We start from the raw sequence: 21,870 nt of genomic DNA on the forward strand, positions 1-21,870 counted from the left end.
TGCAACTTTATTACGCCCGGAAATTAACATTGCGCAATCATGGCTAAGTAATGAACAAAAAGTGCGAAAACGAACAAATAATGGCGTCCTGAGTGGCGGTTAATTTAACCTCAGTAAACAGGTTTACATAAAATTACACAGCGGAAGAAAAATGGCAGGCAAAAAAATGCCGGACAATCATGTCCGGCGGGAATTAGGGTAAATCTCTCATTCGGGGTGAATGAAGGTAATAATGAAATAAATGATGATAGCGGGAGTAATTGTATGCGCTGAGTGGCGTTAAGTTTTATCATTCAGTGCGGCAGCTTATCTCATCTTATCCCTATGTATTTAAATGAATAAAATTCGGTTTATCAATTAGTGCGATATTTTTTTCCGATGTGTGCTGATTATTAGTTCCGCGAAATTTACATTTAGAAATAACTATTTAATACAATGAAACACTTTCGGAAATTTAGTATCATTTTCGTGATAGATTATTGCTCTCCATAAAATAACAATGGCTTGCCGGCTGAATTTTTAAGCATTCAGTTAGCAGTGGCACATATAAAAGGCACATTACAGAGGGTAATAAAATGAAACGTCGCGTTCTCTCCCTGATGATTCCTGCATTGCTGGTGGCAGGCTCAGCAAGCGCAGCTGAAATTTATAACAAAGATGGCAACAAATTAGACCTCTACGGCAAAGTAGACGGCCTGCACTATTTCTCGGACAACGATGGCCAGGACGGTGACCAGTCTTACCTGCGTTTTGGTTTTAAAGGTGAAACTCAGGTGACCGACCAGCTGACCGGCTACGGTCAGTGGGAGTACCAGGCAGCGCTGAACACCGCAGAATCGCAGGGCACCGCCAACAGCTACACCCGTGTCGGCTTCGCCGGTCTGAAATTCGGTGATGCGGGCTCGTTCGACTACGGCCGTAACTACGGCGTACTGTATGACATCGGCGCCTGGACTGACGTGCTGCCGGAGTTTGGTGGTGACACTTACGGCGCGGACAACTTCATGTTCCAGCGCAGCAACGGCCTGGCGACTTACCGCAACAGCAACTTCTTCGGCCTGGTGGATGGCTGGAACTTTGCCGTGCAGTATCAGGGCAAAAACGACAACCCAACCGAATCCTCTTCCGGTCGTGATGTCCTGGGTGAGAACGGCGACGGCTGGGGCCTGAGCACCACCTACGATCTCGGCTCCGGCTTCGGTCTGGGTGCGGCGATGTTCCAGTCTGACCGTACCAACAATCAGAACGGCAACGCGCCAGGCATTCTTGGTCGCGGTGATAAAGCCGAAGCCTACACCGGCGGTCTGAAATATGACGCTAACAACGTGTATCTGGCGGCGATGTACACCCGTTCTTACAACGCAACCCGCTTCGGCGCGGTGGATTCCGCTGCGTACGGCTATGCCAACAAAGCGGACAACTGGGAACTGGTGGCGCAGTATCAGTTTGACTTCGGTCTGCGTCCGTCTCTGGCCTTCGTCTCCTCACGCGGCAGCGATATCGAAGGTTACGGCAGCCAGAACCTGAAAAAATATGTCGACGTGGGTGCGACCTATTACTTCAATAAAAACATGTCGACCTATGTTGATTACCAGATCAACCTGCTGGACGACAACAACTTCACCGATGCGACCGGTATCAACACCGACGACATCGTTGCGCTGGGCCTGGTTTACCAGTTCTAAGCCGGAGAGCGTGGCCTGCGGGTCACGCTCTGCTCTCCAGCAGCGCGTTCAGCGCCGCCTGCAGCGTTGCCGTCACCTGCTGCGCCGCTTCCCCCATCTGAACCTGCACGATTGCGCCATCCACCAGCAACACGATCTGCCCGGTTTTATCCTGCTGCGCTGTGCTGAGTCTTTCGGCAATGGCGGCCGCCATCTCCCGCTTGTGCTGGCGAATCAGGGCGCTCGCTTCCGGCAGGGTATCAGCCAGTTCTGCCGCGCTATTAATAAACGCACAGCCGCGGAAATCCTCCTCCTGAAACCAGCTCAGTAACGCAGCCGGCAGCGCCACGTTGATGGCAGGCTGCTGCGCCAGCGCGCTGCGAAAGCCGCTCATCCAGCGCTGATGGCGCTGCTGCAGAAACGCCAGAATTAAGTCATTTTTGGCCGGAAAGTGGCGGTAGAAGGTCACTTTGGTCACGCCAGCCGCGGCAATCACTTTATCGATGCCGGTAGCACGGATGCCTTGCGCATAAAACAGCTGTTGCGCGCTGAGCAGGATGCGGTCACGCGCGCTGGCGCTGGCATCAAACAGCAGGGGTGCGAGCATAAGAAAAAATTCCTGTTTTCGGGGGTAGACAGAATTGTCTACATACGGCAGGATGAATCAAGTAGACAGACCTGTCTACATCATCAGGAGATAAAAAATGCTCATCCCCCCGTTCGATCATCAAAGTGCCTTAGAAAAAGTGCGTATGGCGGAAGATGCCTGGAACAGCTGCGATCCGCAGCGCGTGTCGCAGGTTTACAGTGAAGATACCCGCTGGCGCAATCGCAGCGAATTCGTTAACGGCCGCGCGGACGTCGTGACCTTTCTACAGCGCAAATGGGCCCGCGAGCTGGATTATCGGTTGATTAAAGAGCTATGGGCGTGGCACCACGATAAGCTGGCGGTGCGTTTTGCCTATGAGTGGCGCGATGACAGCGGCAACTGGTTCCGCAGCTACGGCAATGAAAACTGGCACTTTGGTGCCGATGGTCTGATGATTCAGCGCTTCGCCTGCATCAACGATTTGCCAATCAGCGCTGAAGCGCGGCTGTTCCACTGGCCGGCTGGCAGACGTCCGGACGATCATCCGGGCCTGAGCGAGCTGGGTCTGTAATTTACGGCGCGTTGCGCCAGCGTCTGGCCTTTGCCGCCTGCTGCGGGGATGTAGTAGCAGGCGGCAGGCTGCCTTCCAGCGCCACGCCCGCCAGCGTAAAGGCGGAAAAGCTCAGCCAGCGCTGCCATTTATCCTGTTGTTCTGTTGCCTTACTCATCTTGCACCTCGCTGATGTTCAACCCAGCATCAACGCTGCACAATTCATGCCATGCTACCGCTCTCAGCGCCACGCGCCCCGTGGCTGCTTTGTTACACTGCGCCAGCGCTAAAGCGGTGCAGGATGCACGACGCTGGTGCAATGCCTTAACGTCGGCGCGACGGATAGTGCTGAATCAGGCGGTGGCGATAGTGCTGCCAGCAACGGAAGCTTCCGTAAGCAAATAACCCGGCGGTAATAGCAAGAATCATATAAATCATCTGTCGCTCCTGTAAGGATTCTCGTGCAGGAACGCAGTATGCTGTGCCAGCCAGCGATCAACTTCAAGCAGCTTTAGACGGCCTTACAAGCGAGTTATGCTTTGTAATAGGCTGTAGTAATGAGTTACAGACGAGGAATTGATGAATTTTCAGAACATTCTGCTGACAGGCATGGTAGCACTGCTGCTGAGCGGGTGCGAGCAAAAACCGGCGCAGCAGGCGCTGGTGTTGGAAGGCAAAACCATGGGCACCGTGTGGCGCGTGAGTCTGGCGGGCGTGGATGCTCAGCGTAAGGCCGCGCTGCAGCAGGCGATTCAGCAGCAGCTCGATCGCGACGATGGCGAACTCTCCACCTGGAAAAAGGACTCAGTGCTGTCGCGCTTCAACCAGTATCAGGGGCAGGATCCCCAGCCGGTCAGTGCCGATATGGCCGATATCGTCACCCGCGCGCTGCGCATCGGCCAGCTGACCGGCGGCGCGATGGACATTACCGTCGGGCCGCTGGTGAATCTGTGGGGCTTTGGCCCGGCGCAGCAGCCGGCGCATACGCCATCGGATGCCGCCATCGCCGCCGCCAAAGCGCAGACCGGCCTGCAGCACCTGCGCGTGATTGAAACGGTGAACGGCCAGTGGCTGCAGAAGGATCTGCCGGGCCTGTATGTCGATCTCTCCACCATGGGCGAAGGCTACGCTACCGATCACCTGGCGCGGCTGATGGAACAGCAGGGCATCTCTAATTATCTGGTGTCGGTGGGCGGGGCGGTGCTGAGTCGCGGCCTGAATGCCAGCCAGCAGCCGTGGCGGGTAGCCATCCAGAAACCGACCGATCGCGAGAACGCGGTGGAGGCACGCGTCGATCTGCAGGGGCACGGCATCAGCACCTCCGGCAGCTATCGCAACTATTATGAACTGGATGGCAAACGCATCTCGCACGTGATCGATCCGGCCAGCGGCCGACCCATCGATCACCGACTGGTCTCAGCCACGGTGATTGCCACCACCGCGCTGGAAGCCGACGGCTGGGACACCGGGCTGATGGTGCTCGGCACCGAGCGTGCCAAAGCGCTGGCGCTGAAACAGCATCTGGCGGTGTATCTGATTACGAAGCAGGGCGACGGCTTCAGCCACTGGATGTCGCCACAGTTCAAATCGTTTCTTATCGATCAGCCCTGACCTGACAGGAGGTAACTGTGCTGGATCTATTTAGTGAGGATGCGCCATGGCAGGAACCGCTGGCCGAGGGCGCGGTGATTCTGCGTCGCCGGGCGCGCGAGCAGGCCGATGCGCTGCTGACGGCGATTCATGACGTCGCGGCCCTTAACCCGTTTGCCCATCGCATCACGCCGGGTGGACATCGCATGTCAGTCGCCATGACCAACTGCGGCGATTTCGGCTGGTCGACCGATTCGCGCGGTTACCAGTACACCGAACAGGATGTCAGCAGCGGCCGTAAATGGCCGCCGATGCCCGCGCTGTTCCGCACGCTGGCGCAGCAGACCGCGCAGGAGGCCGGCTTTGCCGGTTTCAATCCGGACGCCTGCCTGATTAACCGCTATGAGCCCGGCGCCAAACTGACGCTGCATCAGGATAAGGATGAGAAAGACTTACGCCAGCCGATTGTCTCGGTATCGCTTGGCCTGCCGGCCGTTTTTCAGTTTGGCGGTTTCGAGCGCGGCGATGCGACGCAGCGCGTGCTGCTGGAGCACGGCGATATCGTGGTGTGGGGCGGTCCGTCGCGCCTGCGCTATCACGGCATTTTGCCGCTAAAAGCGGGCATCCATCCGCAGGCTGGCGCGTTCCGTTACAACCTGACATTCCGCCGCGCCCAGTAACCGTAAAACGGATGAGAATTATTCTTGCCTTCACCCGAGGCGCCATTAAACTGCAGGCTGCCTGGTTGACCTCTGGATAATTTTTAATGGCATTGCTTCAGGTTGTTTTTCGCCAGTACCGCTGGCCGTTTATCGGCGTGATTGTGCTGACGCTGCTCAGCGCCGCGCTGGGTATCGGGCTGATCGCCTACATCAATAATGAACTGATCGTGGCAGTCAATACCTCGCTCACCGTGCTGCCGGGCTTTCTCGCCCAGCTGTTTCTGCTGATGGCGGTGACGCTGGCATCGCAGCTGGCGCTGACTCAGCTCGGCCACCATTTTGTCTGGCGGCTGCGCGGTGAGTTTATCAAACGTATTCTGGATACCCGGGTTGAACGCATTGAGCAGATTGGTAACGCTCAGCTGCTGGCCGGCCTGACCAGCGATGTGCGTGCCATCACTATCGCGTTTGTGCGCCTGCCGGAACTGATTCAGGGCATCATTATTACGCTGGGTTCCGCGATCTATCTGGCGTGGCTGTCACCGCAAATGCTGTTGATCACCACGCTGTGGCTGGTGGTGACGCTGATCGGCGGCTGGCTGCTGGTGTCGCGTGTTTATCAGCACATGGCGAAGCTGCGCGACATCGAGGACGAGCTGTACCGCGATTTTCAGACCATCATTGAAGGGCGCAAAGAGCTGCAGCTTAACCGCGAGCGCGCCCAACTGATTTACGACACCGTGTATCAGGAAAATGCCACGGATTATCGTCGTCACATTGTGCGCGCCGATACCTTCCATCTCAGCGCGGTGAACTGGTCGAACATTATGATGCTCGGCGCGATTGGTATTGTGTTCTTCATGGCCAACGGTCTCGGCTGGGCCAATACCGCTGTCGCTGCGACCTATTCGCTGACGCTGCTGTTCCTGCGCACGCCGCTGCTGGCGGCAGTAGGCGCGCTGCCGACGCTGCTCAGCGCACAGGTGGCGTTGCGGAAAATTAATACCTTCGATCTGGCCCCTTATAGCGCCGGTTTCAACGCGCTGCCGACGGTGAGCGACTGGCAGACGCTGGAGCTGCGCGACGTCTGTTTCCATTATGGCGAGCACGGTTTTGCCGTCGGGCCGATCAACCTGACGCTGCGCCGCGGTGAACTGGTGTTTCTGATTGGCGGTAACGGCAGCGGTAAATCCACGCTGGCGATGCTGCTGACCGGCCTGTATCAGCCGCATTCGGGCCGCCTGCTGCTGGACGGTAACGAGGTGGACTGGCATAACCTTGATGCTTATCGCCAGCACTTCTCGGCGGTGTTCACTGACGTGCACCTGTTTGATCGTCTGATTCGTCGCGGTGGTGAGCCGGCTAATCCGGCGCTGGTGCAGCAGTGGCTGGAACGGCTTAAAATGCAGGACAAGCTGAAGCTGGAAGGCAATCGGGTACTCAACCTGCAGCTGTCGAAAGGGCAGAGCAAGCGCCTTGCTCTGCTGCTGGCGGCGGCAGAGGAGCGCGATATCCTGCTGCTCGATGAGTGGGCGGCCGATCAGGACCCGCACTTCCGCCGCATCTTCTACCGCGAGCTGCTGCCGTGGCTTCAGGCGTCCGGCAAAACCGTGTTCGCCATCAGCCATGACGATCACTACTTTATTCATGCCGATCGGCTGCTGGAAATGCGCGATGGGCAGTTAAGCGAGCTGACCGGCCGCGAGCGCGAAATGGCCACGCTGGACGCCGTCAAACGCACCGATACCGGCCATTGACGGCTGGCGGCAAAGCTTAGCAAAAACCCTTATTGGGCAAGACGTTGTCAGCGGGATACAGTGAATGGCAGCAGAGATCCTCGTCTCTGCCTCCCTGGAACACTTCTGTCGTCTTGTGTTGTCACCGGCCCGGGCTCATTCCGCGCCGGTTTTTTATTGCGTGCAGGCCGGGTGAGTGAGCAGTGTGACCACGCGCGCCGGCTGCAGCCAGAAGCGTGCGTCCAGCACGGTGCTGCGGGTAAATTCCGCGCTGAAATCCTGACACAGCTGCAGCCTGGCGCGCTGCTGCGGCAGGTCGAGCTCGATCAGCTCAGCCTGATGAAACGCCATGGGCTGATGCAGCCGCGGCCATAACGCCTTATAAAGACTCTCTTTCAGCGAAAACAGCAGCGTTGCCGTCTGCGAAAAGGGCAGCGGCTGGCTCTCAAGCAGCGCGCGCTCCTGCGCGTTCATCAGCAGTTCCGCCGTGTCCTGCGCGGTTTCCTCTGCCATCACCTGCTCAACATCAATGCCCACATACAATGCCTCGCGCGTCGCGGCCATCACCACGCAGTCATGGCTGTGCGACAGTGAAGCACGAATGCCTGCCGGCCAGCACGGTGAGCGATCCGGCGCGTTGTGCAGCACAAAATCAGTGATTCCCAGCTGCGCCAGCTGTTGCCGCACCAGCCAGCGGCTGGCGAGATATTCAATTTTGCGTTTGCTGGCTGCCTGCTGTAGCGCGGACGGCAGCGGCAGTTGCCACTGCGCAGGTAAAGCGGCATGCCACTGTTGCCGATCAAAGCGGCACCACGCCAGCGACAGCGATTCAGCGGTGTGGCCAGCGGCGGTGATAAATCCACAAGCGGGCAGCGGCAGGGGCGTTTCGGCTGAGAACATAACGAGTAACGGCTGATGGAAAAGCGTGTTTTACCAGTCAGCCGCGGGCAGAGCAAGCCGAAAAGGCTGCTGCGGGTTAGCGATTTGGCGGGATAGCGAAGCTCTTCATCTGCACAACAAAATGGTGGTGGCCTTTGGTAATGCGTGCACCACGGTCACACCAGTGGCTCGCCAGGCGGAAGAAATCATCGCTGCCAATATCATACGCCAGCTCCACTTTGCTGATGCCTGAGTGCAGGAGTTCTTCCGCATCCTGCAGGTTTTTTGCTTTGATGACCATAACGAGATTCCATCAAATAAACGGGAGCTTTAGGGTAGGGGAAATCTGTGACAGTTTTGTTTCACTTTAATGAATTGCTGTCACAAATCAGTAAAAACGTGATCCCGGTCGGCTTTGCTGACTTCAGTTAAGTAGCTGATTCGCAGCATGAATGAAGTGTGATGCGAGATTATGCTGCAGGATTTAGCACCCTGAACAGTAAGGTGAGGGCCTGTCGCAGTGGTGCCGAATAGCCGCGTCTGGCGCGGTAATGGCGCGGTCATTTTCTATCTCTATCCTTCCTGTAGTGGCTGTATTATGAAGCCCATCTCACATCGATAGCCGCTTCGTTTAACCGGGGTAAAGCGTGGGCGTAACATGCTGGTGGCTGACGAAGAGGCTAAGGAGCGAACGATGCAAAAACTGGCTGGCATAATGTTACTGGGTTGCATGAGCGTAGGCGCTGCACAGGCAGCAGATCTCAGCTTCCAGAATGCGCAGGGCAATATTGAAGTGGTGCCCGGCAAACCCACCTTTGTGCATAAACTGCACTACCGTAAACTCTATGATGAAAAGCCGTTCCCGGATGCGGTGATTTATTACTACAGCAACGGGGTGTATAAAATCCTGTCGCAGGGCGAAAATCATTATGGCCTCTACGTGATGCAGGGCAGCGTTGAGGACCAGAGTTACACCATCCGCTATATTTCAGCGCCGTCGAAAGACTGGGGCAACAAAACTGCCTTCCATCAGCTCACCTTTGTGAATGGCGCGCAGGCAAAGGTATTCATTCAAAACGCGATTACCGATACCGGTGAGCAGATCGCCCAGCAAAACGGCGAGTTTTTGCTGCAGGATCACGATCCCGCGCACGCGGCGGCAGACCGCTGGGATGATGATTTAAAAATCAAACGCTGACGGTTTAGCCGTTCATCTGTGCCGCGATCGTCGCGCGTTTGGTTGCGGCACCCGATGCGTTATCCACAGCAAAGATTTTCCCTATTCCAGCGAGAATTGTTTCCGGCTGGCAACGCAGCGGAAACTCGATAATTATCAGGGCATGACTAAATATCGTGTAAGAGTGGGTTTTCACAACCCCTCAGCCCTGACCTTCAGGCAGCTGGATGAAATCCTGGAACCGCAACGCTTCTGGCGCAGCGACACGCGCAGCGGTACGTTTCGTTACTTCATGGAGTATGAGTATGAGTCGGACGTACGCGATATCTGCGAAGTGTGCGAGCTGGCTTATTCGCAGGCGTGTAAGGTTAAGAAATGCCCACTGATTCTGGTGCAACCCTGCGAGGCTGAGGTTTCACTCAGCGTCAACGATTGAGATTCGCCGCAGCGAATCTCAATCCGGCTGGCATCATGCCGCCATTTTACGGCACTCTTCTGCACAGCGCTGACAGGCCTGAGCGCATTGCTGGCAGTGCTGGTGTTGATGCTGCTGGCACGCCTGCGCGCACTGCTGGCAGATGTCGGCGCAGAACTGACAGAGCTGCTGCACCGATCCACTGTTTAGCGCCATGAACTGCGCCGTGAGGCGACAGGTATTGGCGCACTGCATATCCAGCCTGATGCATTCGCGCATCATCTCCACATTTTCCTCATCCAGACAGGATGTTGCGCAGTGGTCGCACGCGGCTGCGCACAGATAACAAGCCTCCACGCAGCGTTTATATTCATCAAGCATGTTTCCTCCTTGCATTGGTGATTAACCGTTTAAGCCTGGAAAGGATTGGTCATTATGCAATGAAGGAAAGCGTTAGGATTTATTACCGCGCTGTGCTTAACGCCGCGATTTTACAGCAGAAAATAAAAAAGCAGCCATAAAGGCTGCTTTCTTTGGGATTTTGGTCGGCACGAGAGGATTTGAACCTCCGACCCCTGACACCCCATGACAGTGCGCTACCAGGCTGCGCTACGTGCCGAACGTGGAGGGTTATACTACTGGTTCCGTTGGCGATTGCAATATGCCGGCAGCTTAACTGCCTCATAATTAATCAGTTTGCCGTGAACCGTTTCTCTTCCGTCAGCACCTGCAACAGCAGCGCCAGCTGAGGTTTATGATCTTTCAGCTCTTTGCCCTGGGCATCGTACGCGCTGTAGTTACCGTTGTTGCTGAGCACCAGCGTCACCGTTGGCGTAGTCACCACCAGTTTGCCATCTTCACTGCTGGCGACCCAGTTATGGCTGCGCTGCGCGGCAAACAGATCTTCACCCTGTGAATAGTTAACCGGACTGGTGCGCACGTGCAGCAGGCGCTGCATCAGCGTGGTCATCACATCCTGCTGATCGGTCAGGCGATCGATGCTCTGCGCCGGGGTATTCGGCCAGTGCACCACCAGCGGTACCTGCAGCGTCGCGCGGTTGCCCGGATTATCGCTGTTGTCGAAGGTGATGGCGCGCTGCGCCGTGATCACCACCACGGTATTCTTCAGCGCATCATTCTGCTGCAGCGTATGCAGCACCGTCGCGATTTGTTCATCCACGCCTGTCGCCTGGCGCATATAGCTGCGCTGGCGCGCTTTGGTGCTGTCGCCGGTTACCGTCACGCCGTTGAGCGCAATCCATGAGAACCAGGGCGCGCCGCCTTTCTGACCATTGAGCCAGTTCTGCCACTGCGTCACCGTGGTGCTGTTAGGCTGGGTATCAGCCTGCGGCAGGCTGTAATCCGCCAGCAGCGCCTGACGGTACAGCGGCTGGCTAAAGCCATCGGAAGAGAACAGGCCGAACTGATAACCCTGGCTGTTCAGCGCGCCGAGCAGGGCAGAGGGCATGCGCGCCGCCAGCACGCCGTCCATGTAGCTGGAGGAGATACCGTAGAAAAGGCCGAACAGGCCTTTTTCCGGCTGCAGTCCGGCGCTGTAATGCTGGGTAAAGCGCACGTTTTCACTGGCGAACTGATTGAGCGATGGCAGAGCTTTATCCACCGTGGCATTGTTCAGGCCGTCCACCGTCAGAATCAGCAGGTTGTGGCGCGTTCCGCCATCGCGGAACGTAATATCGCTGAGCGGATACTGCACCGACAGCGCTTCCGGATCGCCCTGTTGCACCAGACGGCGCTGATACTCCTGCGCATCCAGCAGGCCGTGTCGCTCCAGAAAGCGCCGTGCGGTCATCGGATAGGAGAGCGGCAGGTTGGCACGCTGCATGGTAATCGGCCGGTAGAAGTTGGCGTCCGCCCAGATATACAGCAGATGGCTGGCAAAGAAGGCGCTGATAAACAGCGCGGCCAGCGGCTTGCCAAACGAACGCCGGTTCAGGCTGCGCAGCTTTTGCCAGCTCCAGGTGGCAAACAGCATCTCAACGAGGAAAATCAGCGGTACGCTGATAAACATCAGCTGCCAGTCGCGCGCCATCTCGCTTTGATCGGGGTTGACCACCAGTTCCCACACCACCGGATTGAGGTGCAGATGGAAACGGTTGAACACCGCGCTGTCGACCATAATCAGCGTCAGCCCGGCCGTGGCGACCACGGCGGAGAGCACGCGCAGCAACCGCTGCGACATGGCGACAAACGTTAGTGGGAAGATAATCAGCAGATAAGCGGCAAACACGATAAAGCTGAAATGGCCAATCCAGCTGGTAAACGCATAAATACGGCCGGCGAGGGAAGAGGGCCAGTCGGCGACCAACAGGTAGCGGCTGCCTAAAATAAGCGCAAACAGAATATTAAACAGGGCAAACCAGTGCCCCCAGCTGATCATCTGGGAGACTTTTTCACGGTAGCGCTGCCGGTTGGTTACCATATTTATGAGGTCAAATCTGCAATTTAGTGGGCGTTGTCATCGCGCACGGAAGACTGCAGCGCTTCCGCAAACGAGCGGGCGAGGCTGCGGCGCTGGGCCGGTGCGATGTCGGTGTTGATCAAATTGGTCACCATGTTCCCCAACACCATCAGGGAAAGATCGGTTGGCGCTTTGTCTTTTTCAAGAACCTGCGCCAGCTGCGCGAGAAGCTGTTCGACGCGCGCGTCGCTGTAACGGGATGATTGTGGCATATCGTCGACTAATCAAGTGTGAAAACGCGGTATATTACCGTAACAACGCACTTTTTTCCGCAATTTTATCGCAAGCAGAACGATCAGTTTGTGCGCGCAGTTGAAAGCGGCTGCGGGCGGTGTTTGAATACGCGCCTGAGCCAAAAGGAGAGTCTACCATGAGTCTGGATATCGACCAGATTGCCCTGCATCAGTTAGTCAAACGTGATGAAAACCAGCTGGAACTGGTGCTGCGCGATACCCTGTTACCAGCCACGCAGGCGGTGGAAGAGATGGCGGAAGAGTTACACCGCGTCTATAGCGCCAAAAGCAAGGCTTACGGCCTGTTTAATGAAGACAGCGAGCTGGCGGAAGCGCTGCGCAACTGCCGCAAAGGGCAGGATGACTTCCTGGCGTTCAGCCGTGCGGCTACCGGACGCCTGCGCGACGAGCTGAGCAAATACCCGTTCGCCGAAGGCGGCGTGGTGCTGTTTCTGCACTATCGCTATCTGGCGGTGGAGTATCTGCTGGTGGCGGTGCTGAACAGCCAGTCGAGCATGCGCGTTAACGAGCAGCTCGACATCAGCAGCACGCACTATCTGGACATCAACCATGCCGATATCGTGGCGCGTATCGATCTCACCGAGTGGGAAACCAACCCGGAATCCACGCGCTACCTGACCTTCCTGCGCGGACGCGTGGGGCGCAAAGTGGCCGATTTCTTCATGGATTTCCTCGGCGCCAGCGTCGGTCTGGATACCAAAGCACAGAACCGCGGGCTGCTGCAGGCGGTAGATGATTACTGTGCCGAGTCCAGCCTCGATAAAAATGAGCGCCAGAACTATCGCCAACAGGTCTACAGCTACTGCAATGAACAGCTGCAGGCGGGCGAGGAGATTGCGCTGGAAGATCTCTCCAGCGAGCTGCCGCCGCTGGGCGAAAAAACCTTTCAGGCGTTTACCCAGGAACAGGGTTATGAGCTGGAAGAGCATTTCCCGGCCGACCGCAGCACCCTGCGTCAGCTGACGAAATTTGCCGGTAGCGGCGGGGGATTAACGCTTAACTTTGATGCCATGCTGCTGGGCGAGCGCATTTTCTGGGATCCGGCCACTGATACGCTGACCATCAAAGGCACGCCGCCGAATCTGCGCGATCAGCTGCAGCGTCGTACCGGCGGTCAGTGATCGCCCGATTTGCGCCATAAAAAAACGCCGCAGATGCGGCGTTTTTTCGTCAACCCGTTAGCGATTAAGCGCGAACGAAGTCGATGTGGTGCAGTTTTGGCTTGAACGGGTGACGCTGAACAGCCTGAACTTTAACTTTGGTTTCTTTACCGTCAACAACCAGAGTCAGCACGTCGCTGTAGAACTCAGGCTTAGCCTGCATGTTCATCACAGCGTCGTGGTCCAGTTCGATAGAAACCGCAGCGTCTTTACCGCCATAGATGATGGCCGGGAATTTGTTCGCTGCGCGCAGGCGGCGGCTCGCACCCTTACCCTGCTCTTTACGTACTTCTGCATTAATAGTGAACATCTTAAGATCTCTTCTATAGTTCCTGCTACAGGCGACCCAGCAACAGGACGGTTATTCAATACGCTTTTACGGATGCAAAAGCGGGCGGCATTATAGCCGGATTGCCACAGCGGGGCAAATGATTCCGCCGCTTAGCGCAGCTCGTTGGCGCGGCGATAGCGTCCCTGATAATCGAACATTTTTTCCCGCACCTGCCAGAAGTGGCCTTTGGCGCGCGCTACCACAAAATCGGGATGGCGCAGCAGCGGCTGCAGCGCCACCACATCGGCGGCGGTCTGCCAGCCGAGCTCCACGCCGGGCGCACGCTGATGTGGCCGCATAAACAGCTGCTCAAAAGCGGTACGCTGTGCCGGAGTGCGCAGGCGAAAGCGCTCGCTGACGCTGGTGCCATCCTCATCAAAATAGGTGGCTTGCAGCCACTCGCCTTTATCATCGCGTCCGTGCGCCAGCGTCATACCACTGCAGCGCAGTACGCGCGCGTCTTTCAGCTTCAGCGCCGCTTTCAGCATATCATCGGGGTCGACCAGCACCTTGTCGCACTGCTGGCAGCGGCGCGCGGCGATATCATTTTCTGCACCGCAGTCCGGGCAGCTTTTAAAGCGGAAACGGTAGTCGCACTGCGCGCGATTGCCCTCGTCATCGTCGAGCACGCCCTGACAGCGGCGGCCAAAGTGCTCAATGACGTGGCCATCTTCGGTCGCCTTGCCCCAGAAGGTGTTGGCAAAGCCGCAGGCCGGACAAAACACCTGCACCGGCTGGTTATCGCTGGCGCCTTTCGGCGCGCCGACTTCGGGCGTAAAGAGATCGTGCGGGTTTCCGGCGTAATCAAGGATCAGGCAGTCGGTTTTGCCCGGTGCCAGCCGCAACCCGCGACCGACAATTTGCTGATACAGGCTGACCGATTCGGTCGGGCGCAGAATGGCGATCAAATCGACGTGCGGCGCGTCGAAGCCGGTGGTCAGCACCGCCACGTTAACCAGAAACTTAAGCTGCTGCGCTTTGAACTGCTGAATCAGCCGGTCACGCTCTTTCACCGGGGTTTCCGCCGACACCAGCGCACTGTTTTCCGGCAGCAGGCTGAGGATTTCCCGCGCGTGTTCAACGGTTGCGGCAAACACCATCACGCCGCGGCGCGTTTCAGCGAACTCGATGATCTGTCGCATGATCTGTGGCGTGACGCGCTGCTGCTGTTTCAGTTCGCGGTTAAGATCGGCCTCACTGAACAGGCCATTATTCTGCGGGATCAGCCGACTGAAATCATACTGTACCACCGGCATATCCAGCCGCTCGGGCGGCACCAGAAAGCCATGTTTGATCATATAGCGCAGCGGCAATTCGTAGATGCAGTCGCGGAACAGCGCGTTATCGTCGCCGCGCACCATGCCGTGATAGTGGTACTGGTAAATCCAGCCTTTGCCCAGGCGGAATGGCGTGGCGGTCAGCCCCAGCAGACGCAGCTGCGGATTGTGCTGGCGCAGATGGGCGAACAGTTGCTGATACTGGCTCTCTTCGTTGTCGCTGATGCGATGGCACTCATCGACGATCACCAGCGAAAAGGCGCTGTCAAAACTGGCCAGATTGCGCGCCACCGATTGCACGCTGCCGAACACCACTTTACCGTCGCTCTGCTTGCGCTGCAGGCCCGCAGCGAAGATGTCCGCCTGCAGGCCATACGCCTGATATTTACTGTGGTTCTGCTCCACCAGTTCTTTGACGTGAGCCAGCACCAGCACGCGACCGCGCGCCAGCCGCGCCAGTTCGGCGATCACCAGGCTTTTGCCGGCGCCGGTCGGCAGCACAATCACCGCTGGCGTGGCGTGGCGGCGAAAATGGGCAACGGTGGCATCAACGGCTTCTTGCTGATAGGGGCGCAGGGTAAACGACATGGGAACCGGCTTTTTCTGGAACGGACGCGCATTATGCCATGAAAGTGGCTGAAACGCAGGATCGGCACTATTAGCAGGCGAAGGTTCAGGCTATACTGCCCACACTTTTTCAACGGTTAACCCTGCGCTCAATTATGCCGTGGCCGCCGCGCTACGCTGTAAATGATTTACCGGGCAAACGCCGTTTCAGTTCCCCTCCGCAGTAACAGGCAAAAAAGCGAATTCATGCGACTCGACAAATTCATATCTCAGCAACTGGAAGTTAGCCGTGCCATCGCCGGCCGTGAAATACGTGGCAGAAAGATCACCATCAATGGCGAAGTGGTACGCGACACCGCGTATAAAGTCCTGCCGGACGATGCCGTAGAGTACGACGGCAATCCGCTGACGGTGCAGCAGGGCCCGCGCTATTTCATGCTGAATAAACCGCAGGGCTATGTCTGCTCCACCGACGATCCGGATCACCCCACCATTCTCTATTTCATTGAGGAGCCGGCGGCGTTCAAACTGCACGCGGCAGGGCGGCTGGATATTGATACCACCGGGCTGGTGCTGCTGACCGATGATGGTCAGTGGTCGCATCGCATTACCTCTCCGCGCCATCACCTGGAGAAAACCTACCTGGTGGAACTGGAGCAGCCGCTTGACGCGGGGCTGATCGAAAAATTTGCTGCCGGCATTCAGCTGCACAACGAGAAAGATCTGACCAAACCGGCGCAGCTGGAAATCCTCGATGAGAAAGCCGCGCGCCTCACCCTCAGTGAAGGGCGCTATCACCAGGTGAAACGTATGTTTGCGGCGATGGGCAACCACGTCACGGCGCTGCATCGCGAAAGCATCGGTGAGATTGTGCTGGATGACGAGCTCGGTGAAGGCGAATACCGTGAACTGACCGAGGCGGAAATCAACAGCATCGGCCTGCCGGACGAACTGAAACAGCGCAAATAGCGGGAGACAGTGGTGCGTAAGGAAAAAAATTCACCGGTGGGATTAGTGGTGATTCTGGGATTGCTGGCGATGCTGATGCCGCTCTCCATTGATATGTATCTGCCGGCAATGCCGCAAATCGCCCGTGAATTCGCGGTGTCGGCCGGCAGCGTACAGATGACGCTGAATCTCTACATCCTCGGCTTCGCCATTGGTCAGCTGGTGTATGGCCCGCTGGCCGACAGCTACGGACGTAAACCGGTGATTGTGCTTGGCACGCTGATTTTCGCCTGCGCGGCGGCAGCCTGTGCGCTGTCGCAATCCATTGACCAGCTGATTCTGATGCGTTTCCTGCACGGGCTCTCCGCCGCCGCGGCCAGCGTGGTGATTAACGCCCTGATGCGCGACAGTTATTCGAAAGAAGATTTCTCGCGCATGATGTCGTTTGTCATGCTGATCACCACCATTGCGCCGCTGCTGGCCCCGATCATCGGCGGCTGGCTGCTGCTGCTGTGGAACTGGCACGCCATCTTCTGGACGCTGGCATTGGCCGCACTGATTACCACCGTGCTGGTGGTAACGCAGATCCGCGAAACGCTTAAGCCCGAGCAGCGGCAGCGTTTTCACCTGCGCACCACGCTGAGCAATTTTGTCGCGCTGGTGCGGCACAAACGCGCCTTCAGCTATATGCTGGCAAGCGGCTTCTCGTTTGCCGGGCTGTTTACCTTTCTTAACGCCGGGCCGTTTGTTTACATTGAAGTGAACCATGTGTCGCCGCAGAATTTCGGCTACTACTTTGGCCTCAACGTGGTGTTTCTGTTTGTCATGACGCTGATTAACAGCCGCGCGGTGCGCCGTTTCGGACCGCTGGCGATGTTCCGCCTCGGTCTGCTGATTCAGTTTGCCATGGGCATCTGGCTGCTGATTGTCAGCGCGCTTAACCTCGGTTTCCTGCCGCTGGTGTTTGGCGTGGCAATGTTTATTGGCTGCGTATCGACCGTCTCCTCCAATGCGATGGCGGTGATCCTTGACGAATTTCCCCATATTGCCGGCACCGCATCCTCGCTGGCCGGTACGCTGCGCTTTGGCGTCGGTGCGCTGGTTGGCGCGCTACTGTCGCTGGTCAGCGTCAACAGCGCCTGGCCGATGGTCGCCACCATCGCGCTGTGCGCTACCGTCTCAATCGTACTGTTCAGCTACGCCGCCCGTCCGCGCCACACCGCGTGATGGCGGCGGGTCTATGCTGAGCCCGCTATTATTTCACCCCCTGATTTGCCCCTCTCCGCACTCTCGCTCTGCTTAATGTTTCCATATTGTGAAAATTAATTGATAAAAAAGTAACGGCATTGCGTCTAAAATGATTGTTAAGCGCCGCGTAACGCGGTAAACATAGGCATAAATGCGAGAAAGCTCGCAAATAATAAAGTTGCATCACGCTTTGTGCTTAAAACGAGAAGGCTATCCTTGACGTCCGTATGCTGAGCTTGCCAGGTGGGGATTCACCGCGATGAAGCCGTCCGTTGTGAATAACGTTACTGTCTCTGGGAACCGAAACACTATGCTGCAACTCTCGGTTGTGCATCGTTTACCACAACTATACCGCTGGTCGCTGGAACATGCCGGCGCCATTGAACGCCAGGAAGCAGCGAACGGCGCGCATGACGGGGATCTGGTCGCGCTGCGCCTGCTGAGCCATGATGGCCATCCGGCGCTGGAGATCCTGCAGCAGCTACAGGAAACGCTGGCGCAGATTCAGGTCGAGTGCAAAATTGCCGAATGTGAAGGGCAGCCGTGTTTGCTGATTCAGCGCGGCGACGAGAGCGCCACTAACTGCTGTCTGAAAAATCAGGGCGTGGCGATCGCCGAAACCTTTGACGGTCACTGAGGCCCGATCTCGCCCTGCGCGGAGGCCAGCAGCTGACGCGTATACTCTGCTGCAGGCGCGTTGAACAGCGCTTCGCATTCACCCTGTTCCACCACTTCACCCTGGCGCAACACCACCAGCTGATGACACAGCGCGCGCACCACCTGCAAATCGTGACTGATAAACAGATACGCCAGCTGATGCTGCTGCTGTAAACGGCGCAGCAGGGTGAGGATCTGCTTTTGCACCGAGCGGTCCAGCGACGAGGTGGGTTCATCCAGCACGATTAGCTGCGGCTGCAGGATCAGCGCGCGGGCAATGGCGATACGCTGGCGCTGACCGCCAGAGAATTCCGCCGGGTAGCGGCTGCGGCTCGCTGCCTCCAGGCCAACCTCTTCCATCACCGCAATGACTCTGGCTTCCTGTTCGGCAGCGCTGAGCTGCGGCTGGTGCACCGCCAGCCCTTCGGCAATCACCTGCTGTACCGTCATGCGCGGATTGAGTGAAGAGTTGGGATCCTGAAACACCACCTGAATGCGCTGGCGCAGCGGCAGTAGCTGCTTCGCGCTCAGCCGATGCAGCGGCTGTCCGTCGAACCAGATCTCGCCGCGCGCAGCAATCAGGCGCAGCAGCGCCAGGCCGGTGGTGCTTTTGCCTGACCCGGATTCGCCGACTAACCCGAGGCTTTCGCCGCGCCGCAGGGTAAAACTGAGATTGTGTAGCGCGGTTTTTTCCGCCACGGTGCGCTTCAGCAGTCCACGGCGAATCGGGAAACCCACCTGCAAATTAGTTACCTGCAACAGCGGCGGCGCGTCGTTCAGCGGCACCGGTGCGCCGTCCGGCTCGGCGGCCAGCAGCTCACGGGTATAAGGCTGCTGTGGCTGGCGAAACAGTGCGTCACAGCGGTTGTGTTCCACCTCGCGCCCGTTGCGCATCACCGTCACGCTGTGGGCCAGCTGACGCACAATGTTCAGGTTATGGGTAATGAACAGCATGCCCATGTTCAGTTCGCGCTGCAGTTCGCGCAGCAGCTGTAAAATCTGTGCCTGTACCGTGACATCCAGCGCCGTGGTGGGCTCATCGGCAATCAGCAGTTTGGGCTGCGTCAGCAAGGCCATGGCGATCATCACGCGCTGGCGCTCGCCGCCGGACAGCTGGTGCGGAAAATCCTGCAGGCGCGTCGCGGCCTGGCGAATGCCTACGCGATCGAGGCAGCTGAGAATTTCAGCGCGCGCCGCTTCACGCCGCATGCCACGGTGCAGCGACAGCACTTCATACAGCTGTTTTTCCACGCTGTGCAGCGGATTGAGTGACACCATCGGCTCCTGAAAAATCATCGCCATCTGGTTGCCACGCAGCCCGCGCATATCACGTTCGCTGGCCTGTAACACATCGCGCCCGTCAAACAGGATCTCGCCCTGGGGATAACTCACCGGCGGCTGCGGCAGCAGACGCATAATCGACAGCGCCGTCACGCTCTTGCCCGATCCCGATTCGCCCACCAGCGCCAGCGTTTCGCCGGCGTCGATGCGCAGCGAGATATCTTCCACCACGCGGCGCGGCCCGAACGCCACCGCCAGATGATTCACCGTTAACAAACTCATTTAGCGCCCCCGGCTCGGATCAAAGGCATCGCGTACCGCTTCGCCGATAAAAATCAGCAGCGACAGCAGCAGGGCGAGGGCGAAGAAGCCAGAAAGGCCAAGCCACGGTGCCTGTAAATTGTTTTTTCCCTGTAGCAGCAGTTCGCCCAGCGACGGCGAGCCCACCGGCAGGCCGAAGCCAAGAAAATCCAGTGAGGTTAACGTGGTGATCGAACCGCACAGGATAAACGGCAGAAAGGTGAGCGTGGCGACCATGGCGTTGGGCAACATGTGGCGCAGCATGATGCGGCTATCGCTCACGCCCAGCGCGCGTGCGGCGCGGATATAGTCAAAGTTACGCGTGCGCAGGAACTCGGCGCGCACGACGCTCACCAGGCTCATCCAGCCGAAAATCACCGTCAGCAGTAACAGCCACCAGAAATTGGGCTGAATCACGCTGGAGAGCAGAATCAGCATGAACAGCGTCGGCATGCCGGACCACACCTCAATCAATCGCTGGCCGATCAGGTCAACGCGGCCGCCAAAGTAGCCCTGCAGGGCACCCACCACAATGCCAATCACGCTGGAGAACAGCGTTAACAGCAAACCGAACAGCAGCGAGATGCGCGTGCCGTACAGCAGACGCGCCAGTACATCGCCACCGTTAGCATCGGTACCCAGCCAGTTTTGCGCGGACGGCGGTGACGGGAAGGGCACGTCGGTGGCGAAATGAATGGTGCTGTCGCTGAAGCGGATGGGAGCCCACAGCGCCCAGCCCTGCTGGTCAATACGTTGTTTCAGCCACGGATCCTGATAGTCCGCCGCCGTGGCAAACTGGCCGCCAAAATCGCTCTCGCTGTAGTTAAACAGCAGCGGTGCGTACCAGCGCTGCTGGTAATGCACCAGCAGCGGTTTGTCATTGGCTAATAATTCCGCGCCCAGCGACAGCACAAAAATGAGCAGAAACAGCCACAGCGACCAGTAGCCGCGCCGGTTATGACGAAAGCGCTGCCAGCGCTGCTGGTTAACGGGAGATAAACGCATCAGCGGCCCTCAAAATCAATGCGTGGATCGACCAGCGTATAGGTCAGATCGCTGAGAATATTCATCAGCAGGCCAATCAGCGTAAAGATATACAGCGTGCCGAACATCACCGGATAGTCGCGCTGAATGGTGGCATCATAGCCGAGCAGCCCCATGCCGTTGAGTGAGAACATCACCTCGATCAGCACCGAGCTGGTGAAAAACATACTGATAAAGGTGGCGGGAAACCCGGCGATCACCAGCAGCATGGCGTTGCGAAACACGTGGCCGTACAGGATGCGCTTCTCATCCAGGCCCTTGGCGCGTGCCGTGACGACGTACTGTTTGCGCACCTCATCAAGGAACGCATTTTTCGTCAGCATGGTCAGGGTGGCAAAGCCGCCAATTACCGTAGCCAGCACCGGCAGGGTGATATGCCACAGATAATCGCTGATTTTGCTGTACCACGGCAGCGTGTCAAACTGCGGCGAAGTGAGGCCACGGAGCGGGAACCAGTCGAGATAGCTGCCGCCGGCAAACAGCACAATCAGCATGATGGCAAACAAAAACGCCGGAATAGAGTAGCCGATGATGATAATGATGCTGCTCCAGATATCAAACGCGCTGCCGTTGCGCACCGCTTTTTTGATGCCCAGCGGAATCGACACCAGATAGATGATCAGCGTGCTCCACAACCCGAGGCTGATCGACACCGGCAGGCTCTCTTTAATCAGCTGCAGCACCGAGGCGTTACGAAACAGGCTGTCGCCAAAGTCAAAACGCAGGTAATTCCACAGCATTTCGCCATAGCGCTGCAGCAGGGGCTTATCGAAGCCGTAGCGATGGGTTATTTCTGCCACCACCTCCGGATCCAGCCCGCGTGCGCCGCGATACTGGCTGTCGCCGGGATTGTCGCGCACCAGCGCACCGCGCGCGCCGCTGTCACTGCCGCCGCTGCCAGGCAGACCGGTACTATGACCAAACTGGATGTTGGCCAGCGCCTGATCGACCGGACCACCCGGCGCAATCTGTACGATAAAGAAATTCAGGGTGATGATGGCCCACAGCGTGGGAATAATCAGCAACAGCCTGCGCAGGAAATAAGCACCCAAACCGCTCTCC

At 57.6% G+C, this 21,870-nt stretch carries 23 protein-coding genes and 1 tRNA gene; 11 read left to right on the plus strand and 13 right to left on the minus strand.

The genetic code is table 11. The annotated features are described in order from the left end of the window. Positions 1–575 precede the first annotated feature (575 nt). A complete protein-coding gene (gene ompC / locus H7K56_RS11915; protein ID WP_150361324.1) occupies positions 576–1,685 on the plus strand; it encodes a porin OmpC in 1,110 nt (369 codons plus the stop codon). A gap of 22 nt (positions 1,686–1,707) precedes the next feature. Here ompC and H7K56_RS11920 read toward each other — a convergent pair whose 3' ends face one another. Beyond that, positions 1,708–2,271 carry a TetR/AcrR family transcriptional regulator gene (locus H7K56_RS11920; RefSeq protein ID WP_058769916.1) on the minus strand — a complete coding sequence of 188 codons (564 nt, stop codon included), beginning with the start codon at positions 2,269–2,271 and terminating at the stop codon, positions 1,708–1,710. Positions 2,272–2,368: 97 nt separating this feature from the next. Between H7K56_RS11920 and H7K56_RS11925 the strand changes: the two genes are divergently transcribed. Then, on the plus strand, positions 2,369–2,824 hold the full coding sequence (locus H7K56_RS11925) for a nuclear transport factor 2 family protein (protein ID WP_058758444.1): 456 nt from the start codon (positions 2,369–2,371) through the stop codon (positions 2,822–2,824). Position 2,825: 1 nt separating this feature from the next. Here the strand turns inward: H7K56_RS11925 and H7K56_RS11930 are convergent, their stop codons facing one another. Further along, complete coding sequence (locus H7K56_RS11930) at positions 2,826–2,981, minus strand: hypothetical protein (RefSeq protein WP_164861051.1); 156 nt, start codon at positions 2,979–2,981, stop codon at positions 2,826–2,828. A 401-nt stretch (positions 2,982–3,382) separates the two neighbouring features. On the opposite strand from H7K56_RS11930, the gene apbE reads away from it, so the two are divergent. From apbE to H7K56_RS11945, 3 genes are all read left to right on the plus strand, one after another. Then, positions 3,383–4,414 (plus strand): FAD:protein FMN transferase ApbE, encoded by a 1,032-nt coding sequence (apbE, locus tag H7K56_RS11935; RefSeq protein ID WP_150361322.1) that lies wholly within the window; start codon positions 3,383–3,385, stop codon positions 4,412–4,414. Between the two features lie 17 nt (positions 4,415–4,431). After that, a complete protein-coding gene (gene alkB / locus H7K56_RS11940) occupies positions 4,432–5,073 on the plus strand; it encodes a DNA oxidative demethylase AlkB (RefSeq protein WP_058769918.1) in 642 nt (213 codons plus the stop codon). Positions 5,074–5,159: 86 nt separating this feature from the next. Continuing rightward, positions 5,160–6,812, plus strand: coding sequence for a multidrug ABC transporter permease/ATP-binding protein (locus H7K56_RS11945; RefSeq protein ID WP_021509244.1), 1,653 nt, complete (start codon positions 5,160–5,162; stop codon positions 6,810–6,812). A 153-nt stretch (positions 6,813–6,965) separates the two neighbouring features. Here H7K56_RS11945 and H7K56_RS11950 read toward each other — a convergent pair whose 3' ends face one another. Further along, positions 6,966–7,691: a 4'-phosphopantetheinyl transferase family protein gene (locus tag H7K56_RS11950; RefSeq protein WP_150361321.1), complete on the minus strand. Its 726-nt coding sequence runs from the start codon at positions 7,689–7,691 to the stop codon at positions 6,966–6,968. A gap of 76 nt (positions 7,692–7,767) precedes the next feature. Then, positions 7,768–7,971, minus strand: coding sequence for a hypothetical protein (locus H7K56_RS11955; protein ID WP_010618078.1), 204 nt, complete (start codon positions 7,969–7,971; stop codon positions 7,768–7,770). A gap of 393 nt (positions 7,972–8,364) precedes the next feature. On the opposite strand from H7K56_RS11955, the gene H7K56_RS11960 reads away from it, so the two are divergent. Together H7K56_RS11960 and H7K56_RS11965 are read left to right on the plus strand one after the other, a co-directional pair. Continuing rightward, positions 8,365–8,868 (plus strand): hypothetical protein, encoded by a 504-nt coding sequence (locus H7K56_RS11960; protein WP_211368506.1) that lies wholly within the window; start codon positions 8,365–8,367, stop codon positions 8,866–8,868. Between the two features lie 142 nt (positions 8,869–9,010). Beyond that, positions 9,011–9,283 (plus strand): hypothetical protein, encoded by a 273-nt coding sequence (locus H7K56_RS11965; protein WP_031280046.1) that lies wholly within the window; start codon positions 9,011–9,013, stop codon positions 9,281–9,283. A 33-nt stretch (positions 9,284–9,316) separates the two neighbouring features. Here H7K56_RS11965 and H7K56_RS11970 read toward each other — a convergent pair whose 3' ends face one another. The 4 genes from H7K56_RS11970 to H7K56_RS11985 all read right to left on the minus strand — a co-directional run bounded on the left by H7K56_RS11970 (position 9,317) and on the right by H7K56_RS11985 (position 11,953). Continuing rightward, positions 9,317–9,643 carry a four-helix bundle copper-binding protein gene (locus H7K56_RS11970; RefSeq protein WP_058757240.1) on the minus strand — a complete coding sequence of 109 codons (327 nt, stop codon included), beginning with the start codon at positions 9,641–9,643 and terminating at the stop codon, positions 9,317–9,319. A gap of 161 nt (positions 9,644–9,804) precedes the next feature. Further along, positions 9,805–9,881, minus strand: a tRNA-Pro gene (locus H7K56_RS11975). A gap of 72 nt (positions 9,882–9,953) precedes the next feature. Further along, positions 9,954–11,702, minus strand: coding sequence for an LPS biosynthesis-modulating metalloenzyme YejM (gene yejM / locus H7K56_RS11980; protein ID WP_150361319.1), 1,749 nt, complete (start codon positions 11,700–11,702; stop codon positions 9,954–9,956). A gap of 23 nt (positions 11,703–11,725) precedes the next feature. Continuing rightward, entirely contained in the window at positions 11,726–11,953 is a 228-nt protein-coding gene (locus H7K56_RS11985) for a YejL family protein (RefSeq protein ID WP_021509249.1), read from the minus strand. Between the two features lie 158 nt (positions 11,954–12,111). Between H7K56_RS11985 and yejK the strand changes: the two genes are divergently transcribed. Continuing rightward, positions 12,112–13,116 carry a nucleoid-associated protein YejK gene (gene yejK, locus H7K56_RS11990; protein ID WP_021509250.1) on the plus strand — a complete coding sequence of 335 codons (1,005 nt, stop codon included), beginning with the start codon at positions 12,112–12,114 and terminating at the stop codon, positions 13,114–13,116. 64 nt (positions 13,117–13,180) lie between these two features. Here the strand turns inward: yejK and rplY are convergent, their stop codons facing one another. Both rplY and radD read right to left on the minus strand, forming a co-directional pair. After that, a complete protein-coding gene (gene rplY, locus H7K56_RS11995; RefSeq protein ID WP_010618083.1) occupies positions 13,181–13,465 on the minus strand; it encodes a 50S ribosomal protein L25 in 285 nt (94 codons plus the stop codon). Between the two features lie 131 nt (positions 13,466–13,596). Then, entirely contained in the window at positions 13,597–15,351 is a 1,755-nt protein-coding gene (gene radD / locus H7K56_RS12000; RefSeq protein WP_125309766.1) for a DNA repair helicase RadD, read from the minus strand. A gap of 225 nt (positions 15,352–15,576) precedes the next feature. Between radD and rsuA the strand changes: the two genes are divergently transcribed. From rsuA to H7K56_RS12015, 3 genes are all read left to right on the plus strand, one after another. Further along, a complete protein-coding gene (gene rsuA, locus H7K56_RS12005; RefSeq protein ID WP_088517030.1) occupies positions 15,577–16,299 on the plus strand; it encodes a 16S rRNA pseudouridine(516) synthase RsuA in 723 nt (240 codons plus the stop codon). 12 nt (positions 16,300–16,311) lie between these two features. Further along, on the plus strand, positions 16,312–17,505 hold the full coding sequence (locus tag H7K56_RS12010) for a Bcr/CflA family multidrug efflux MFS transporter (RefSeq protein ID WP_150361318.1): 1,194 nt from the start codon (positions 16,312–16,314) through the stop codon (positions 17,503–17,505). A gap of 331 nt (positions 17,506–17,836) precedes the next feature. Continuing rightward, a complete protein-coding gene (locus tag H7K56_RS12015; RefSeq protein WP_021509254.1) occupies positions 17,837–18,163 on the plus strand; it encodes a YejG family protein in 327 nt (108 codons plus the stop codon). On the opposite strand, the gene yejF is transcribed toward H7K56_RS12015, so the two are convergent. From yejF to H7K56_RS12030, 3 genes are read right to left on the minus strand one after another with little or no spacing between them, the layout of a single operon-like run. After that, positions 18,157–19,746 (minus strand): microcin C ABC transporter ATP-binding protein YejF, encoded by a 1,590-nt coding sequence (yejF, locus tag H7K56_RS12020; protein WP_150361316.1) that lies wholly within the window; start codon positions 19,744–19,746, stop codon positions 18,157–18,159. The two genes, H7K56_RS12015 and yejF, sit on opposite strands and share 7 nt — an antisense overlap. Further along, the gene (locus H7K56_RS12025) at positions 19,747–20,769 is read right to left on the minus strand and encodes an ABC transporter permease (protein WP_021509256.1); all 1,023 of its coding nucleotides are present in this window, start codon (positions 20,767–20,769) and stop codon (positions 19,747–19,749) included. Then, the gene (locus tag H7K56_RS12030) at positions 20,769–21,860 is read right to left on the minus strand and encodes a microcin C ABC transporter permease YejB (RefSeq protein WP_150361315.1); all 1,092 of its coding nucleotides are present in this window, start codon (positions 21,858–21,860) and stop codon (positions 20,769–20,771) included. The genes H7K56_RS12025 and H7K56_RS12030 overlap by 1 nt, the downstream gene beginning before the upstream one ends. Positions 21,861–21,870: the final 10 nt, after the last annotated feature.

Origin of the sequence: Pantoea dispersa (assembly GCF_014155765.1) — a bacterium.
In the GTDB taxonomy this organism is placed as follows: domain Bacteria; phylum Pseudomonadota; class Gammaproteobacteria; order Enterobacterales; family Enterobacteriaceae; genus Pantoea; species Pantoea dispersa.